This is a genomic window from Cyanobium sp. WAJ14-Wanaka, assembly GCF_024345375.1.
Taxonomy (GTDB): domain Bacteria; phylum Cyanobacteriota; class Cyanobacteriia; order PCC-6307; family Cyanobiaceae; genus Cyanobium_A.
In genome coordinates this window covers 386,456-401,846 of record NZ_JAGQAZ010000001.1, presented here as the reverse complement: position 1 = coordinate 401,846, position 15,391 = coordinate 386,456, and the positions used below count along the sequence as shown (strand labels likewise).

Sequence of the window (15,391 nt, the reverse complement as noted above, 5' to 3'; positions counted from 1 at the left end):
TCAAACTCCAACCACCACCTGGGCCAAGGCCTCGTGCTGCCCTAGCAAGGCGCGAAATGAATCACCCTCAATTGTTTCCTCCTCGATCAAGCGCTCAACCAGGGCGTCCATTAGGGCGCGGCGCGGGGTGAGCACGGCCAGGGCCTGCTCGAGGGCACCTACTGCTAGTTGACGCACCTGGCCATCTATTCGGTTGCCGGTTTCCCTGGAGTAGCCAGGCTCACTCCTCAGCCAGTCGCGGCCCAGGAAAACCTCAGCCCCATCCCCCTCCAGGGCCACCGGACCCAGGCTTGAAAAGCCGTAGCGAGTAACCATCTCCCGGGCGATGCGCGCCACCATCTCCAAATCGCTGGAGGCCCCCTGGGTCACCTCAGCAGGTCCAAAAACCATGATTTCCGCAGCCCTGCCCCCGAGGGCCACCACCATGCGGGCCCGCAGGTAGGCCTTACTGATCAGTCCCGAATCGAGGATCTCCTCATCCGGCATCGTGCGGGCAAAACCACCGACCCCGCCGGCGCGGGGCAACAGGGTCACCTTGTCGAGCTTGTCGGCGTGGGGCACCAGGCTGGTGAGCAGGGCATGGCCCACTTCGTGGTAAGCGATAAGCCGCTTTTTGGCACTGTCCTGGAGCGGTGAAGCCGCCAGACCCATGGTGATCCGCTCCAGGGCGCCATTGAGGGCTTCGGCGTCGATCGACTGCCTGTGCCAACGGGCCGTGAGAATCGCCGCCTCATTGAGCAGGTTGGCCAGATCTGCCCCGGAAAAGCCCGGGGTGCGGCTGGCCCAATCGGCCAGGGAAATCTCCTCAGCCAAGGGTCTGGTGCGGGCATGAACCGCCAGGATTGCTTCCCTACCCCTGCGATCTGGCAGGTCGACATGGATCCGGCGGTCAAATCGACCCGGCCGCATCAGGGCCGTATCGAGCACGTCTGCCCGGTTGGTGGCCGCCAGCAGGATCACACCGGAATTGTCTGCAAAACCGTCCATTTCGGTGAGCAGCTGGTTGAGGGTCTGCTCCCTTTCATCGTTGCCACCGCCAATACCGGCGCCCCGCTGGCGGCCCACCGCATCAATTTCGTCAATAAAGACGATGCAGGGTGCCTTGGCCTTGGCCTTGCGGAACAGATCCCGCACCCTTGAGGCGCCGACCCCCACGAACATCTCGACAAATTCCGAGCCGGAAATCGAGAAAAAGGGAACGCCCGCCTCACCGGCAATCGCCTTGGCGAGCAGGGTTTTACCCGTACCTGGCGGGCCCACCAAAAGCACGCCCTTGGGGATCTTTGCGCCCACGGAGGTGAACCGTTCAGGCGACTTCAAGAAGGTGACCACCTCGGCCAGCTCCTCCTTGGCCTCCGAGATACCTGCCACATCTTCAAAGCGAACCGGCACCCCGCCCTCTGGCTGCACGCGGGCCTTACTGGTGCCAAAGCCCATGGCCCGGTTGGCCACCTGGGCGGAACGGCGGATCAGCAGGGTGAGGCCACCAAGCAGCAGCAAAACAAGCAGGCCGTTTCCCACCAGACCTGCCACGGCCGCATCCTGGCGGTCGTCGCGGACGGTGAGGGGCACTTTTGCCTGCTGGGCCGTGCGCAACAGCACCTGGTCGTTGCTGAAGACGGGCACGCTGGCCCTAAGGCCATCGCTGAAGCGCACCTGCACCTCCCGTTGCTTCAGGGACAGCTCCAGATCCTTTACCTGGCCCTGGCCAATCGCCTTAATCAGGCTGCTGTAGGAGACCTCAGCGGGGTTAGCCGGCCGTTGAAGGGGGCCCTTCGTTGCGGGAGGGGAGCCATTCGATACAGGAGAAAGGCTGCCGCTCACTGGAAAGAAACTTTGAGCGGAGCTTAGCGATTTGACGGATGGCCATGCTGCAGCGGAAGATCATTGCTTGGTTGCTGAATAACTGGGATGGCTGTACCCAAGAAGAAAACGTCGAAGGGCAAGCGCAACCAGCGCCATGCCACCTGGAAAGGCAAGGCCGCAGTGGCAGCCCAAAAGGCCCTTTCGATCGGCAAGGCCGTGCTTAGCGGCAGAGCCCAAGGCTTTATTTATCCGATGAAGGACGGGGACGACGACGGCGAAGGCTGAAGCACTTATTTCTGAAATTCAGTTAGGGAACTAGCTGATCGCAGTGCAACGCCTCCGTCCATCCAATTGGGCGGAGGCTTTTGCTATGGCAACTAGCGGATCCTGGTAAAGAATCGGCGGCAGCGAGGCCAGGCTGGAGCGCACCAGGGCATCCAGTTCGGCTGGAGCTAGCCAAGCACCCCCGCGGCGGCGCTGCCTTGCCTCGGCTTGAAAGCGCCAACGGCGCACCGAGCTCCAGCTTTCGGGGCGCAGCAACCAGAGTCCATCACAACTATCGAAGAGGGGCCCATAGGCCCCCAGCTGCCTGTCCCAGTGGGGTATCCAGGCCGCCTCCTGCTCGCCTATGGGCTCCAGGCCTGGGGCTGGAGCGAGCCCCACCAACGCACCAAGATCCGCCAGTCCCCCGGGGCCGAGGGGGCGGCAGCCCATCAGCCAACCCTCCAGGATCAGGGCTTGGGGTCTCTGGCACCCGGGTCGCCCAGGCAAGGGTTCCTGAGAAAAGGGCAGCCGGTCACCGGCTCCGACCCGCAGGGTTTTATCAAAGCGGGGGAGTTGCAGGGGGCCGCCCCTGCGCCACACCGATAGGCGCTCCAGCAACAGGCCCACATCGTGGCTGCCGGGGGGCACCCGATTTACCCCAAAGGGATTGCCGGCCATGGCCTCCAGCCGCTGCTGCCAAGGCAGGTAGAGGTCGTCGATCGAGGCCACGGCCAACTCCAGGCCCATGCCGCTGGCCAGCTGGATCAGTTCGGCGCAAAAACTACTTTTGCCTGCCCCCACCGGACCATTTAGGGCCAGCAGGGGGCTTCTGCCAGCGGCCACCGCCTGCTGCAACGACAACAGCATGGGCCTGGCGAATTGCTCAAGCAGCAGGGGATCAATCACCGACGGAGCTCAAGAGCCGAGTTTGAAGGCCTCCAACACCACCGAATAGACAAAACCGATCCGGAAGTTGTCGCAAAGAATCCAGCCGACCGCTGGTGATCGCCCCACAAGTCGGCCCCGCAACCTGACGATCAGCTCAATCGCCAGCACCAGAGCCAAGACCAGGAAAGGCCTGCCACCGGGGAAATAGGGCAGCAACCAGGCCGTCAGGTTGTTGCCCAGGTATGAACCCAGCAGCAGGGCCAACAGCACACCACTGCGGAAGCGCCAGCTGCCCTGCAAATTGCCCAGTAGCCTCTCCCCCAGCAGGGTGGTGAGCTGCTGAAAGCGGGTGGGCTGCAGGCGGGGTGCCTTGCTGGGTTCGGGGGTTTGGGCCAGCGCTATCACCTCAACGACTGCAGATAGGAGAGCGTGATCCGGCCCTCCTGACAAGCCGGGCCCCGCAACACCCTGGCACCGGAACCAAGTTGGTCCACCACGGCCACCGCCATAGCAAAGCTATCTAGGGGTTCGAGGCGGCCGTAGTGGCTCAAGCTCACCAGGCAGGGAACCCCAGCTGCCTGGGCCGCCATCAATCCCGCCCGGGAATCCTCCAGGGCCAGGGCCTGGCCCGGCTCCAGATCCAACCTCGCCAGGGCCTGGGCATAGGCCTCCGGATCCGGCTTTTTGCGGCTGACGTCTTCGCCGCAGATCCAAAAATCGAGCCATTGCTGGTCTTGGTGCAGCAACTGGGTAGGCAGCAACTGGGCCACAAGTGCCCGCACCGCCACCCGCCCACTGGTGGTCACGAGCACCTGGCGCAGCCCCGCCCCATGGGCCTCCTCCATCAGGGCCCTAACCCCTGGCCTCAGCTCCAGGCAACCCCCGGCCACCAGGTCGGCGTAGTGGGTTTGCTTGCTGGCCTGGAGGGCCCTGACCCGATCCGCCGCCGGCGGCTGGCCCTCCAATTCCGCCAGGGCTGCCGCGATCCTCTCGGCCCCACCCGTGGTCGCCAAATGCCTGCCATAGGCCCCGGGATCCCAATGCAAGGGCAGCCCGGCATCGGCAAAGGCCCGGTTAAAGGCAAGGCGATGGCCGTCCCGCTCGGTCTCGGCGAGGGTGCCATCCACATCCCAAAGCAATGCCCCCAGGGCCATGGCAGCAGCACCCCAGACGCCAAACTAGGGGGAAGGTCGCCCGTTCCCGTTGCTCCCTGCCCTCGCTGAGCAACGCTGGCACCTCCCCGAGGCCCTGCCCCAACAGGAGGGCTGGGAGGCGGAGCTCAATTCCCAGGAGCAGCCCCTACCCGAATCCCTAGTTGCCCTGCTCTGGCGGAGGGGGTTTCGCCAGGCCAAAGCGATTGCTGAGCTGCTGGATCCGCCGGCCGCCCCCGCCGCCAAGCGGCACTTTCCCGACCTTGCCGTGGCGATCCAACGGCTGCAACTGGCCTGCTCCAGCGGCGAACGGCTGGCCATTTGCGGCGACTACGACGCCGATGGCATGACCAGCACCGCCCTGCTGGTGGGGGTTTTGCAGCGATTGGGCGCCCAGCCAGTGGCTGCCATCCCCAGCCGCATGGAGGAGGGCTATGGGCTCAATGCGGCGATGGTCGAGCGGCTGGCCGGCGAAGGGATCAGGCTGCTGGTAACGGTGGATAACGGCGTCTCGGCCCTCGAGGCCCTGGAGCGGGCCCAGGCCCTTGGGGTGGAGGTGATCCTCACCGACCACCACACCCTGCCCGATCCCCTGCCCCCCCACCTGGCCCTGCTCCATCCGGAGTGCACCCCCGCAAAATCCCCCTATCGGGGCCTGGCAGGGGTGGGCCTGGCCTACGTGCTGGCCGCCAGCCTTTGCCAAAGCCTTAAACGCAAGGACGGCCTCCAGGTGGCCAGTCACTTGTATTGCATCGGCACCATTGCCGACATGGCGCCCCTGGTGGGGGTCAACCGGCGCTGGCTGATGGATGGCCTGCCCCAACTGGCCCAGAGCCCCCTGGCCGGTCTCCAGGCCCTCCAACAGGTGGCAGGCCTGGAGGAAAAACAACTTGATGCCCAGGCCGTGGGCTTCCAAATCGCCCCAAGGATCAATGCGGTGGGGCGCCTGGGCGATCCCCAGCTGGTGGTGGAGTTACTCACCACTGAAGATCCCAACCAGGCCCTGGCCCTGGCCCGGGAGTGTGAAGCCCTCAACCGGCAGCGCCGGGATCTGTGCAGCGCCATCGAAGCGGAGGCCATGGCCCTGCTTGAAGCCGATGGACCGGCCCGCACTCCCTTCCTGCTACTTGCCCAAAACCATTGGCACCACGGCGTAATTGGCATCGTTGCCGCCCGCCTTAGCGAACGCTTTGGTCGGCCGGCGGCCCTGCTGGCCGGGGAAGGCAACGGTCGCATGAGGGCCTCCGTGCGGGCCCCCAGGGGATTTGCCGTGGATAGGGCTCTGCAGGCCTGTGCGCCCCTGCTGGAGCGCTTCGGCGGCCACCCCGCCGCCGGCGGCTTCACGGTGAAGGCGGAATCGGTGGCGGCCCTCCACGAACAGCTCAACGGCCTTGCGGGCCTATGGCTGCAGGAGAGCGGCGCAGGGCTGCCCATCGAACCGGAGGCCCTGCTCGACTTCGAGGCAATTGATCGGGATTTCTATCGACAACTCCAGAGGCTTGAACCATTTGGCATTGGCCATCCCCAACCCCTGTTTTGGAGCGCCGGCTGCCGCCTGGTATCGCAACGGCTGCTGCGGGGCGGACACCTGCAACTGGAGCTAGCCCAGGGTGAGCGCACCATCCGGGCCATGGGCTGGGGCTGGCAGGGCCAGGCGGATTTGCCGGCGCTCCTGGATGTGGCCTTCCGGCTCCGGCTAGACAACTGGCAGGGCCAGGAGCGCTTCCAACTGGAGCTTGCTGGCGTGAAGGCCAGCAGCGGTTGGGAGGGAACCCCCGAGTTGGTTTTACGGCGGGGGGCTCACACCTATTGGTGCAGTCGCCAGGGGCAGGGCTGGGTGGTGCGCAATGCCTCCGGCCAGGAAATCAGCCCCGAATCCGCTGGCGATCAGCCCCACCCCTACGTAAGCTCGCTGCTACAAGAAGCTGCCATGGCCTTGGGTTTGGTGGCCTAGACCTCCAAGAAATAGCAATGCCCCCTAGCCCAGCCTTTCCTGGCGGATCCGCCAGCCCGGGCAGTCCAGCTAGCAAAGGGCCCCTAATCACCCTGTTGCAGCTGCTGGCATTGGGGGCCCTTGTGGGCCTGGCCTGCCTGCCCCTGAATCTGGTGGATGGCTGGCAAGCCGCGATGCTGCACCGCCTGCCGGGCTTCACCAATCAGTCCTGGGAACTGCCAACCCTGCTGATGGCTGTCGCACCGGTCGTGGTGATGCCAGCCCTGCTCTGGCTCCAGGCCGGCCCGATGCGTCGAGGGGCGGGATCGGGGATCCCCCAAACAATTGAGTGCCTGGAGAACCCCAGCTCCACCGACGAGCTGATGGGCAGCAAACCGCTGATTCAGCGCCTGAGCCTCTGGACTGCCGCCAGCCTGGCCCTGATGCCCATGGGTCGGGAGGGGCCCGTGGTGCAGGTTGGGGCGGCGGTAGCCGTGGCCCTACGCAAGCGCTTCCCGAGGCTTCTGGCTGGATTGCCGGATGGCTCCCTTCTGGCCATTGGCGCTGGGGCTGGCCTGGCGGGGGGATTCAACAGCCCCCTGATGGGAGCGGTGTTTGTGTTTGAGGAACTCACCGGCCGCTTCCAGGCCAAGGTGCTTTGTGCCTCAGCCCTGGTATGCGCTGTGGCGGCCTTGATCAGCAACCTCACCGGGATTCCGATCTTCATCCTCAGCACCATCCAAACCCCCGAACCTGAGGTCCTGCAGTTACTTTTTGCCCTGCCGGTGGGGTTAGTGGCCGGTGGCTTGGGGGGCCTTTTTGCCAAGTTGTTGTTGAAGAGCACAGCTTGGTTGCGGCCCCAAGTACTGCGCCAACCCCTGCGCTGGGGCTTAATTCTCGGCGCTGCCCTGGCCCTGATTGCCGTGGTCAGTGGCGGCAGGAGCGGTGGGGATGGGGAGGCCCTAATGGGGCTCCTACTCAGCGACAGCGGACCGATCCCGGTGCCGGGTTCTCCCCTGGACATCTTTGGCTGGCTGCTGCTTTTAGCGGCACGCATCGTGGCCCCAATCCTGGCCCTGGCAGCTGGCATCCCCGGGGGCCTAATCGATCCGGCCTTTGCCATTGGCTCGGTATTTGGCAGTGGCAGCTTCGAGTTGCTTGGGGGCAATGCCCAGTTGGGCCTAGCCCTTGGCATGGCAGGGGCCCTGGCTGGAGCCACCCAACTGCCCCTAATGACAATCCTGTTCTCCCTGCGAATGCTGGGTGATCAGCAGTGGTTGTTTGGCCTGCTGATCAGTGCCTTCGTGGGGGCAAGCGTGGGCCGAAAACTGCAACCAGAGGCCATCTACCACGCCCTATGGGGCCTGGGCAGAAGCCCCCTAGCCGAAAAGAAGCCATGAAAAAGCCCCAATCCGCAGGGGGATCTGGGGCAACAGCTAAAAGAAAATCGGGCTCAGAGGGCGCCGCGGCGGAAGAAGAGCACAAAGATCACCGCCGGGCCAGCCAATGTGATCAGGGCAAGGGATGCAAAGTTGGCGATCAGGTGAATGTCGATGCCCATGGCAATACCCAAGAAAAGCTCTTGGGCACATCCTAGGGGCCAAAGTGGCAGTACCACCGGGCCCTCAGCCCCCCTGTGATGGCTTGTTACAGCGAAAGATGGCAGTGCATTAGCCAGTGCGGGGCCTGTTGCCGCCTGGATCCAAGCCAACGGCCAGAGGCCCTGGATGCCCTGGAACCGGGCCAACGGGAGCTCTACCTTTCGATGGTTGGCGCCGATGGCTGGTGCATCCACTACAACAGCGGTGCCCGCAGCTGCGGCATCTACGAGCAAAGGCCCGATTTCTGCCGAGTCAGCAACCTGGTGAACCTGTTTGGAGCACCTGATCAAACAAGCAACGGCAATGACCTGGCAATCGCCTGCTGCAAGCAGCAAATTCGCAGTGAATACGGTGGCCGTGGCAGGGTGATGAAGCGTTTTTTGCAGGCAATTCGCCGCCACCCATGAGCAGCGATACCTCAACCAACGCCGGCAGCTGGGGAGCGGCCTTTTTAACCACTTTCACGACGGTGTTTCTGGCCGAGTTGGGCGACAAGACCCAATTGGCGGCCCTACTGCTTTCGGCCCAATCGGGCAAACCTGTGGTGGTCTTTGTCGGGGCCTCCCTGGCCCTGATCTGCTCCAGCCTGGTGGGGGTGCTGCTGGGCCGCTGGCTGGCCAAGGTGATGCAGCCCCAGCAACTTGAGCGCCTGGCCGGAATCCTGATGGTGGCCCTGGGCCTCTGGCTAGGTCGACAGGCCGTAGTGGCCCTGGCCCCCGACCTCAGCATCCACCTCACCTAACCCGCACCCCCCCTCGGAGGCAAAGCCCCATTCCCATGGATATCGCCCTGCTGGCCTCCACATTTGTGACCGTGTTCCTGGCGGAATTGGGCGACAAGACCCAGCTTGCCATCGTCACGATCAGTGGCACCTCGAGCCGTCCTGGTGCCGTTTTTGCCGGCAGCTCTGCCGCCCTTGTCTTCGCAAGCTTGCTGGGGGCTGCCGCCGGTGGCTCCCTCTCCGCCGTGATCCCCACCAATGCCCTTCAGTTGGCCGCCGCCTTGGGCTTCCTGATCATTGGCATCCGCCTAATTCAGCGCTCTACTGCTGAGGAAACTACCCAAGAAGAAATCAAGCCCTAGGGCCTTCTTTCCAGGGCCGCCATGCTCTTAAGATGACCAGTAATGGCCAGGTGGCCGTGGGCATCGCTCCGAGCCCAGACCACCAGCCCGATCCGCCCCTGGATCCGCCGCCCGCCAAGTAGTCAAAACCGATGAAGTTCACGGTCGCCGACCTGCTCGACCAGCTTCCTAGCGAAGAAGCCCTTTCCCTAACCAAGCTTGAAAAGGCCCTGGGCCTTAGCCAAAAGGCCGAAAAAAACCAGCTGCGCATTGGCCTTGATGGCCTAATCAAGCTTGGCCTGATAGAGGAGGGTGAAGCCGGCATCAAGCGCCTTGAAGCCCCTGACTTCGTTACGGCCCGGCTGCGCTGCTCCAGCAAGGGCTTCTGCTTTGCCCTGCGTGAAGACGGCGGCGAAGACATCTACATCCGCGATCACCAGCTCAACCACGCCTGGAATGGCGATCGGGTGCTGGTCAAGGTGACCCGCGAGGGCGGCCGCCGCCGTTCCCCTGAGGGGGGCGTGCAGTGCATTCTTGAGCGCCGCACCGTCTCCCTGTTGGCCCAGGTGGGTCAGCAGGAAAACCGCCTGGTGGCCACCCCCCTCGATGACCACCTGCTCACCAGCATTGAGCTGCCTGAGGCTGACGCAAAGCACCTGGACCCCGAACTAAAAAGTGTGGTGGAGGTCCATTTGGACCGTTACCCGGTGGGCCAGTTCTCCCCCCTGGGCCATGTTTCGCGCAGCCTGCCGGTGAATGGCGGCGAAGCGGCAGACCTCGATCTGCTGCTCACCAAGCATCACCTCCATGGGCGACCAACCGCCCCCCGGGCCACCCTCAAGACCCTCGCTGCCAGTGAGCGCACTGACCTGACGGCCCAGCCCACCCTGCTACTGGAGGCCTGGTCGGGCAAGGAGTGCCCCTCCCTGGCGGCAATTCATCTGGAGGCCCGCGATGCCGGCTGGACCCTCTGGGTCCACAGTCCTGCGGTGGCAGAAAGGCTGGGCATGGGGTCGCCCCTCGATCTCTTTCTCCGTGACCAGGGAGAGGCCCTCTGCGTGGGACGCCAATGGCTGCCCCTATTGACCAGCGCCCTCGCCAAGGCCTCCGCCTTCAAGGCAGGTGAGAAGCAAGAGGCCCTATCGGTGGCACTGGAGCTCAGCCCTGAAGGCGAGCTTGAGCACTACCGCTTCTGCCGCAGCCTGGTCAAGCCCGTGGCCCAAGTTGACCTGGCGGCCCTCGATGCCATGGCGGAGCGCAAGGCCAAATCCCGCACCGTGCCGGCTGCCCTCAAGGCCATCAAGGACCAACTGCCCCAGCTAGAGAACCTGGTGGCCCTGGCCGCTCTGCTGCGCAACAGGCGCATCGCCCAGGGCTCCCTCGACCTGGACTTGGCCCTGCCCGCCATTGAAAGCCTGGGGGATTTGGCGATTCCCGGCCCAGATAGCCAGCAAAGGGGCTGGTTTGTGCAACTGCCTGAGCACCACCCAGCTGCCCTGCTGCGCGAATACGTCTTGGTGGCGGAGCGGGCCCTCGGCCAGCACCTACTGGGACTCGAACTGCCGGCCCTTTTTGCTACCAATGCCGCCGCGGACCCCGCCGATCTCAACGACGTGGCTAAGGCTGCCTTGGCCCTTGAGATAGCCCTGGAGCTAAGTGAGGAAGGAAATGCCAGTGCCAGCGAACTCGCCCAGGCCTTCCGTCAAACCGACCGCAGCCGGGGCCTCCAACAGCAATTGCAGGCGGCCTTAAAGCCCGTAGAAATCGGCGACACCCCTGGCCCCCACGCCCTCGCTGGCCTAACTGGAGAGGAAGCGGCCCTAGCGCCTTGGTGCTCCCCAGCCCTCCACTACCTGGACCTGTGGAACCAACACGTGCTGGTGTTGCTGCTTACTGAAGGCAAGGACCGCCCCAGCGTGCGCCACAAGACTTCCGTCGACCTGGCAGCCGATGGCTGCCTGGGCGCCATTGATTGGCCCCTGCTCGCCCCCAGTGCCCTGGTGCCCTTCAAGGACGCTCTCCAACAGGGCTTGGTGCAGCGGCTCAACACCCGCCGCCGCTTCATGGCCGAATTGCACCGCGACCTGCTGGCAATGGTGCAGGCCCGCCAAGCCGAACCGCTGGTGGGCCAAGTGCTACCTGGGGTGATCAGCGGCGTGCAGAGCTACGGCTTCTTTGTGGAGGTGCCCCCTTCCCAGGTGGAGGGGCTGGTCCATGTGAGCTCCCTCAAGGACGACTGGTACGAGTACCGCTCGCGTCAAAACCGCCTGGTGGGACGCAAAAACCGCCGCACCTTCATGCTCGGCGATGCCGTGGAGGTGGAAATCCAGAAGGTTGATGCCCTTCGCCACCAGATCGACCTGGCCGTACTGCTGCCCGAGGGCGAGGACGAAGATCAGGATCAGGACCAGGAGTTCACTCCGATTGCCGTGCTGAGCGAGGCCTAGGTCCATGGCCAGCGCGGACCCCATCGTCCTGGCGATTTCTGGGGCATCAGCCCAACCGCTGGCCCAGCGTGCCCTGCAGCTGCTGCTCCAGGCTGGAGAAACCGTGGAACTGGTCACCTCGAAGGGGGCGATGGTGGTCTGGCAGGCCGAAATGGGGGTAAGGGTTCCCAGTGATCCCGTGGCCCAGGAATCCTTCTGGCGCGAGCGCACCGGCACAACCACGGGCACCCTGCACTGTCATCGCTGGAGTGACCAATCGGTCGGCATTGCCAGCGGCAGCTTCCGCACCAAGGGGATGGTGATTTTGCCGGCCTCGATGGGGAGCGTCGGCCGAATTGCCTCCGGAGTCGCCCTCGACCTGCTCGAGAGGGCCGCCGATGTGCACCTCAAGGAGGGCAGGCCCCTGGTGATCTGCCCCCGGGAAACCCCCTGGAACCTGATCCACCTGCGCAACCTCACTGCTCTTGCCGAGGCGGGGGCCCGGATCGCCCCGCCAGTACCAGCCTGGTATCACCAGCCCCAATCAATCGATGACATGGTCGATTTCCTGGTAATCCGCGTGTTTGATGTGCTGGGTTACGACCTGGGTGAACTGAAGCGTTGGCAGGGTCCCATCGCCCACCCAGACTCCACCACACAAGCCCCCTAGCCCTAGGCACCACCACCCCGCCTTGTTTCTGCTGCAACGCCTGCTGCTGATCCCCCTGCTCACCCCCCTATTGGTGGTGCTGCTGGTGGGCGCCATCAACCCCAGGCCCATGGTGTCGTTGCGCCTGCTGATATGGAGCTCACCGGCCCTGCCAATTGGCATCTGGATGGGCCTGGCGGCCGCAGGCGGAGCCGGTCTTAGCGCCCTGGCCTCAGCCCTGGCCCTGCAAACCGCCCCAGCCCAGATCCGTCGATCTGAAGACGGGCCTCGCCCCCCTCGGGAAGCCCCACCCTGGCCTGATATCACAACCGGACCGGTCAGGCCCCCAGGTGATCCTGCCCCCACGGTCGCCGTGCCATTTCGGGTGATCCGCAGGGGGACCGCGGCCGCAACGGCGTCAACCAAAGCCGCAACGGCGTCAGCCCCTGTTGGTTCAGCACCGGCCAGGGCAGAAAGTGGTGAAGACAGCTGGGGCCAAAACCTCAGCGACGACTGGTAAGCCAGCGTAAAATTCTGAAACGATGTACGAGGTATGACCAGGTGAGCGATTCAGCCAGTCCAGCCCCGGCAAGCCCCGCCCCAGCAAGCCCAGCCGTAAAGGTCAAGCCACCTGCTCCGGAGGACGAACCCTTCGCCACCTTCGTGCCCGAGCTACTGCTGCCGGCCCTGGCCAAGGAAATCCAGAGCTACGGCGGACCCGCCGCCGAACTCAGTTTTGAGCAGGGCCCGATGCCAGTGGTGGGGTCGGATTGCTGGATGTTGAAGGGCAGCCTCCCAGGAGAGCGCCGTTTCTGGCTCTGCTTCACCAGCGACAACATCAACTCGGCCAAAACCGTTGCCATTGCCGAATCTGGAAGCGAACCCAGCCTGCTGGAGTCGTTCTTGATCGACGAGAAAAAAATGAGCTTGGCCCTGCTGGTCTCCCGGTTGGTGCAAAGGCTCAATGGCCAGAAGTGGCTGGGCCCCAACTAGCTGGCCCCAACTAGCTGGCCCCAACTAGCTGGGCCCGCACCAACAGGCGCTCCCACTACCATGGATCAACTGCCTGAACTCGCAAAGCGCGATGGTGCCTCCTTCCGCCACAGCTGAAGCCGTAACCCCTGGGGTCACCCAGCTAGCCGACGGACCGGCGGTAAAGGATCCCGCCAAGGACACGATCCTTACCCCCCGCTTCTACACCACGGATTTCGACGCCATGGCGGCGATGGATCTGCGGCCAAATGAGGTGGAACTGGAGGCCATCTGCGAGGAATTTCGCAAGGACTACAACCGTCACCACTTCGTGCGCAACGAAGAATTCGACGGAGCCGCTGACCAACTCGACCCCCAGACCCGCCAGGTCTTCGTCGAGTTTTTGGAGCAGAGCTGCACCTCAGAGTTTTCTGGCTTCCTGCTCTACAAGGAGCTCAGCCGCCGCATCAAGGACAAAAACCCCCTGCTGGCTGAATGCTTCGCCCACATGGCCCGCGATGAGGCGCGCCATGCCGGCTTCCTAAATAAGTCGATGGGTGATTTCGGGCTCCAGCTCGACCTCGGCTTTCTTACCGCCAACAAGGCCTACACCTTCTTCAAGCCCAAGTTCATCTTCTACGCCACCTATCTCTCTGAGAAAATTGGCTACTGGCGCTACATCGCCATCTATCGCCACCTCGAACAGCACCCCGAAAGCAAGATCTTCCCTATCTTCAACTTCTTCGAAAACTGGTGCCAAGACGAGAACCGTCACGGCGACTTTTTTGATGCCCTGATGAAGGCCCAGCCCGACACCGTGCGGGGCCTGCGCGCCCGCCTTTGGTGCCGCTTCTTCCTGCTGGCAGTTTTTGCCACCATGTACGTGCGTGACGTGGCCCGCAAGGATTTTTACGGTGCGCTCGGTCTAGATGCCAGGGAATACGACAAGCTCGTTATTGCCAAAACCAACGAGACCTCAGCCCGGGTATTTCCTGTGGTGCTGAATGTGGAGCATCCGAAGTTCTATACCCGGCTTGAGCGCCTGGTGAACAACAACGAGGCCTTGGCAGCAGCCGACGCCTCCGGCGCCGCAGCTCCGATCAAGTTGCTTCGCAAATTGCCCTTCTGGGCAGCCAACGGTGTTGAGATGGCCAAGCTGTTCCTGATGGCACCCATCCGCAGCGACCGCTTCCAGCCCGCCATTCGCTGATTAGTAGTGTCTACAACCAATCCCGCCACTTGCTTCGACCCCAGCTGGCGCCTAAGGCTGGAAAGCCTGCTCTCCGCCGGTAGTGGCGCCGGGGCTGATTTAGTGGAGGTGTTCATGGAACGCACCGACCACCTCGGCATGCTTGCCGAACAGGACGCGATCACCAGTGTCAGTCCGGCCTTTGGCATGGGCGCAGGCATCCGCGTATTCCGCGGCGAGCGGGATGGCTTTGTCAGCACCAACGACCTCTCGGAAGCTGGCCTGCTCAGCGCCCTTGACCAGGCCCTTGGCATGCTCGGCCTATTGCGCAGCAGCCATGCCAGTTCAGGCTTTGACGGCCTGCAGGACCTGCGCGATTTCGGGCTCAGCAAGGCCGACTGGCTGGAGCGTTGTCCGCCCCTGCTGGATGCCACAGCCAAGTTGCTTGAGGGCACGGCCCGCCTTGAAAAACACGGCGACCATCTACAGGCCCGCCGAGGCAGCTACGCCCGCGATTGGCAGGAGGTGCTGGTGGCCGCCAGCGATGGCACCTTTGCCCGTGACATCCGCCTGCACCAATCCCTTGGCCTAAATGTGCTCGCCGCCGATGGTGACCACCGGGCCGGCATGGGTCGCCGCTACGGCAGCTCAGGCCGTCCGGATGAATTGCGCCAGTGGGATGCGGATGCTTCGGCCCAGGAGGTCTGCTCAAGCGCCGCATCGATGCTCTACGCCGACTACGTGGAAGCGGGCCAAATGCCCGCGGTACTTGCCAACCGCTTCGGCGGAGTGATCTTCCACGAGGCCTGCGGCCACCTGCTGGAGACCACCCAGGTGGAGCGGGGCACCACCCCATTTGCCGACAAGGTAGGCGAACAAATCGCCCATGAAGCCGTGACCGCCATCGATGAGGGCCTCAGCGATGGTTCCTTTGGCTCCCTCTCGATGGACGACGAGGGCATGGAACCCCAGCGCACCGTACTGATTGAAAACGGTGTGCTCAAGCGCTTCTTGAGTGATCGCGCCGGCGAATTACGCACCGGCCATAGCCGCACCGGCAGCGGCAGGCGCCAGGGCCATTCATTTGCAGCCGCCAGTCGGATGCGAAACACCTTCATTGCCGCCGGCCCCCATAGCCCCGAGCAGTTGCTCGCTTCGGTGGAGCGGGGTCTCTACTGCAAATCAATGGGTGGCGGCAGCGTCGGACCGACGGGCCAGTTCAACTTTGCGGTGGAGGAGGGCTACCTCATTGAAGGTGGTCAATTGACCAAACCCGTTAAGGGAGCCACCTTGATCGGCGAAGCCAAGGAGGTGATGCCCCGCATCTCGATGTGCGCCAACGACCTGGAGCTGGCCGCGGGCTTCTGCGGTTCGGTGAGCGGCAGCATCTTTGTGACCGTGGGCCAACCCCACATCAAGGTCGATTCGATCACCGTGGGGGGCCGCTAAA

At 63.9% G+C, this 15,391-nt stretch carries 17 protein-coding genes; 12 read left to right on the top strand and 5 right to left on the bottom strand.

The window, feature by feature from the left end; genetic code table 11:
• Window positions 1–1,824 (bottom strand): ATP-dependent zinc metalloprotease FtsH, encoded by a 1,824-nt coding sequence (ftsH, locus tag KBY49_RS02345; protein ID WP_396099225.1) that lies wholly within the window; start codon window positions 1,822–1,824, stop codon window positions 1–3.
• An 87-nt stretch (window positions 1,825–1,911) separates the two neighbouring features.
• Between ftsH and rpmF the strand changes: the two genes are divergently transcribed.
• Window positions 1,912–2,091 (top strand): 50S ribosomal protein L32, encoded by a 180-nt coding sequence (gene rpmF, locus KBY49_RS02340; RefSeq protein ID WP_254933160.1) that lies wholly within the window; start codon window positions 1,912–1,914, stop codon window positions 2,089–2,091.
• A 30-nt stretch (window positions 2,092–2,121) separates the two neighbouring features.
• Here the strand turns inward: rpmF and KBY49_RS02335 are convergent, their stop codons facing one another.
• The 3 genes from KBY49_RS02335 to KBY49_RS02325 are packed head-to-tail and all read right to left on the bottom strand — an operon-like array spanning window position 2,122 to window position 4,112.
• Window positions 2,122–2,976, bottom strand: coding sequence for a hypothetical protein (locus KBY49_RS02335; protein ID WP_254933159.1), 855 nt, complete (start codon window positions 2,974–2,976; stop codon window positions 2,122–2,124).
• A gap of 9 nt (window positions 2,977–2,985) precedes the next feature.
• Window positions 2,986–3,363, bottom strand: coding sequence for a DUF565 domain-containing protein (locus KBY49_RS02330; RefSeq protein ID WP_254933158.1), 378 nt, complete (start codon window positions 3,361–3,363; stop codon window positions 2,986–2,988).
• Complete coding sequence (locus KBY49_RS02325) at window positions 3,360–4,112, bottom strand: HAD-IA family hydrolase (protein ID WP_254933157.1); 753 nt, start codon at window positions 4,110–4,112, stop codon at window positions 3,360–3,362. The genes KBY49_RS02330 and KBY49_RS02325 overlap by 4 nt, the downstream gene beginning before the upstream one ends.
• 49 nt (window positions 4,113–4,161) lie before the next feature.
• On the opposite strand from KBY49_RS02325, the gene recJ reads away from it, so the two are divergent.
• Entirely contained in the window at window positions 4,162–6,063 is a 1,902-nt protein-coding gene (gene recJ, locus KBY49_RS02320) for a single-stranded-DNA-specific exonuclease RecJ (protein WP_396099221.1), read from the top strand.
• Window positions 6,064–6,080: 17 nt separating this feature from the next.
• Entirely contained in the window at window positions 6,081–7,442 is a 1,362-nt protein-coding gene (locus KBY49_RS02315; RefSeq protein ID WP_254933156.1) for a chloride channel protein, read from the top strand.
• Window positions 7,443–7,495: 53 nt separating this feature from the next.
• On the opposite strand, the gene psb30 is transcribed toward KBY49_RS02315, so the two are convergent.
• Window positions 7,496–7,603, bottom strand: coding sequence for a photosystem II reaction center protein Ycf12/Psb30 (gene psb30 / locus KBY49_RS02310; protein ID WP_254933155.1), 108 nt, complete (start codon window positions 7,601–7,603; stop codon window positions 7,496–7,498).
• Window positions 7,604–7,681: 78 nt separating this feature from the next.
• On the opposite strand from psb30, the gene KBY49_RS02305 reads away from it, so the two are divergent.
• The 9 genes from KBY49_RS02305 to KBY49_RS02265 all read left to right on the top strand — a co-directional run bounded on the left by KBY49_RS02305 (window position 7,682) and on the right by KBY49_RS02265 (window position 15,390).
• Window positions 7,682–8,050, top strand: a complete 369-nt coding sequence (locus KBY49_RS02305) for a YkgJ family cysteine cluster protein (RefSeq protein ID WP_254933154.1) — start codon at window positions 7,682–7,684, stop codon at window positions 8,048–8,050.
• Window positions 8,047–8,385, top strand: coding sequence for a TMEM165/GDT1 family protein (locus tag KBY49_RS02300; RefSeq protein ID WP_254933153.1), 339 nt, complete (start codon window positions 8,047–8,049; stop codon window positions 8,383–8,385). Before KBY49_RS02305 ends, KBY49_RS02300 begins: the two co-directional genes overlap by 4 nt.
• A 35-nt stretch (window positions 8,386–8,420) precedes the next feature.
• Entirely contained in the window at window positions 8,421–8,726 is a 306-nt protein-coding gene (locus KBY49_RS02295; protein WP_254933152.1) for a TMEM165/GDT1 family protein, read from the top strand.
• 131 nt (window positions 8,727–8,857) lie between these two features.
• Complete coding sequence (locus KBY49_RS02290) at window positions 8,858–11,152, top strand: RNB domain-containing ribonuclease (protein ID WP_254933151.1); 2,295 nt, start codon at window positions 8,858–8,860, stop codon at window positions 11,150–11,152.
• A 4-nt stretch (window positions 11,153–11,156) separates the two neighbouring features.
• The gene (locus KBY49_RS02285) at window positions 11,157–11,801 is read left to right on the top strand and encodes a flavin prenyltransferase UbiX (RefSeq protein ID WP_254933150.1); all 645 of its coding nucleotides are present in this window, start codon (window positions 11,157–11,159) and stop codon (window positions 11,799–11,801) included.
• A gap of 22 nt (window positions 11,802–11,823) precedes the next feature.
• Window positions 11,824–12,300, top strand: coding sequence for a hypothetical protein (locus KBY49_RS02280; RefSeq protein WP_254933149.1), 477 nt, complete (start codon window positions 11,824–11,826; stop codon window positions 12,298–12,300).
• A gap of 41 nt (window positions 12,301–12,341) precedes the next feature.
• Window positions 12,342–12,773, top strand: a complete 432-nt coding sequence (locus KBY49_RS02275) for a DUF2996 domain-containing protein (RefSeq protein ID WP_254933148.1) — start codon at window positions 12,342–12,344, stop codon at window positions 12,771–12,773.
• Between the two features lie 91 nt (window positions 12,774–12,864).
• On the top strand, window positions 12,865–13,962 hold the full coding sequence (acsF, locus tag KBY49_RS02270) for a magnesium-protoporphyrin IX monomethyl ester (oxidative) cyclase (RefSeq protein WP_254933147.1): 1,098 nt from the start codon (window positions 12,865–12,867) through the stop codon (window positions 13,960–13,962).
• A 6-nt stretch (window positions 13,963–13,968) separates the two neighbouring features.
• A complete protein-coding gene (locus KBY49_RS02265; RefSeq protein WP_254933146.1) occupies window positions 13,969–15,390 on the top strand; it encodes a TldD/PmbA family protein in 1,422 nt (473 codons plus the stop codon).
• Window position 15,391: the final 1 nt, after the last annotated feature.

Excerpts from the sequence above, each read along its gene's own strand:
- rpmF (WP_254933160.1), top strand. The coding sequence starts at position 1,912 with ATGGCTGTACCCAAGAAGAAAACGTCGAAGGGCAAGCGCAACCAGCGC.
- KBY49_RS02325 (WP_254933157.1), bottom strand. The coding sequence starts at position 4,112 with ATGGCCCTGGGGGCATTGCTTTGGGATGTGGATGGCACCCTCGCCGAG.
- KBY49_RS02315 (WP_254933156.1), top strand. The coding sequence starts at position 6,081 with ATGCCCCCTAGCCCAGCCTTTCCTGGCGGATCCGCCAGCCCGGGCAGT.
- psb30 (WP_254933155.1), bottom strand. The coding sequence starts at position 7,603 with ATGGGCATCGACATTCACCTGATCGCCAACTTTGCATCCCTTGCCCTG.
- KBY49_RS02305 (WP_254933154.1), top strand. The coding sequence starts at position 7,682 with ATGGCTTGTTACAGCGAAAGATGGCAGTGCATTAGCCAGTGCGGGGCC.
- KBY49_RS02300 (WP_254933153.1), top strand. The coding sequence starts at position 8,047 with ATGAGCAGCGATACCTCAACCAACGCCGGCAGCTGGGGAGCGGCCTTT.
- KBY49_RS02295 (WP_254933152.1), top strand. The coding sequence starts at position 8,421 with ATGGATATCGCCCTGCTGGCCTCCACATTTGTGACCGTGTTCCTGGCG.
- KBY49_RS02290 (WP_254933151.1), top strand. The coding sequence starts at position 8,858 with ATGAAGTTCACGGTCGCCGACCTGCTCGACCAGCTTCCTAGCGAAGAA.
- KBY49_RS02285 (WP_254933150.1), top strand. The coding sequence starts at position 11,157 with ATGGCCAGCGCGGACCCCATCGTCCTGGCGATTTCTGGGGCATCAGCC.
- acsF (WP_254933147.1), top strand. The coding sequence starts at position 12,865 with ATGGTGCCTCCTTCCGCCACAGCTGAAGCCGTAACCCCTGGGGTCACC.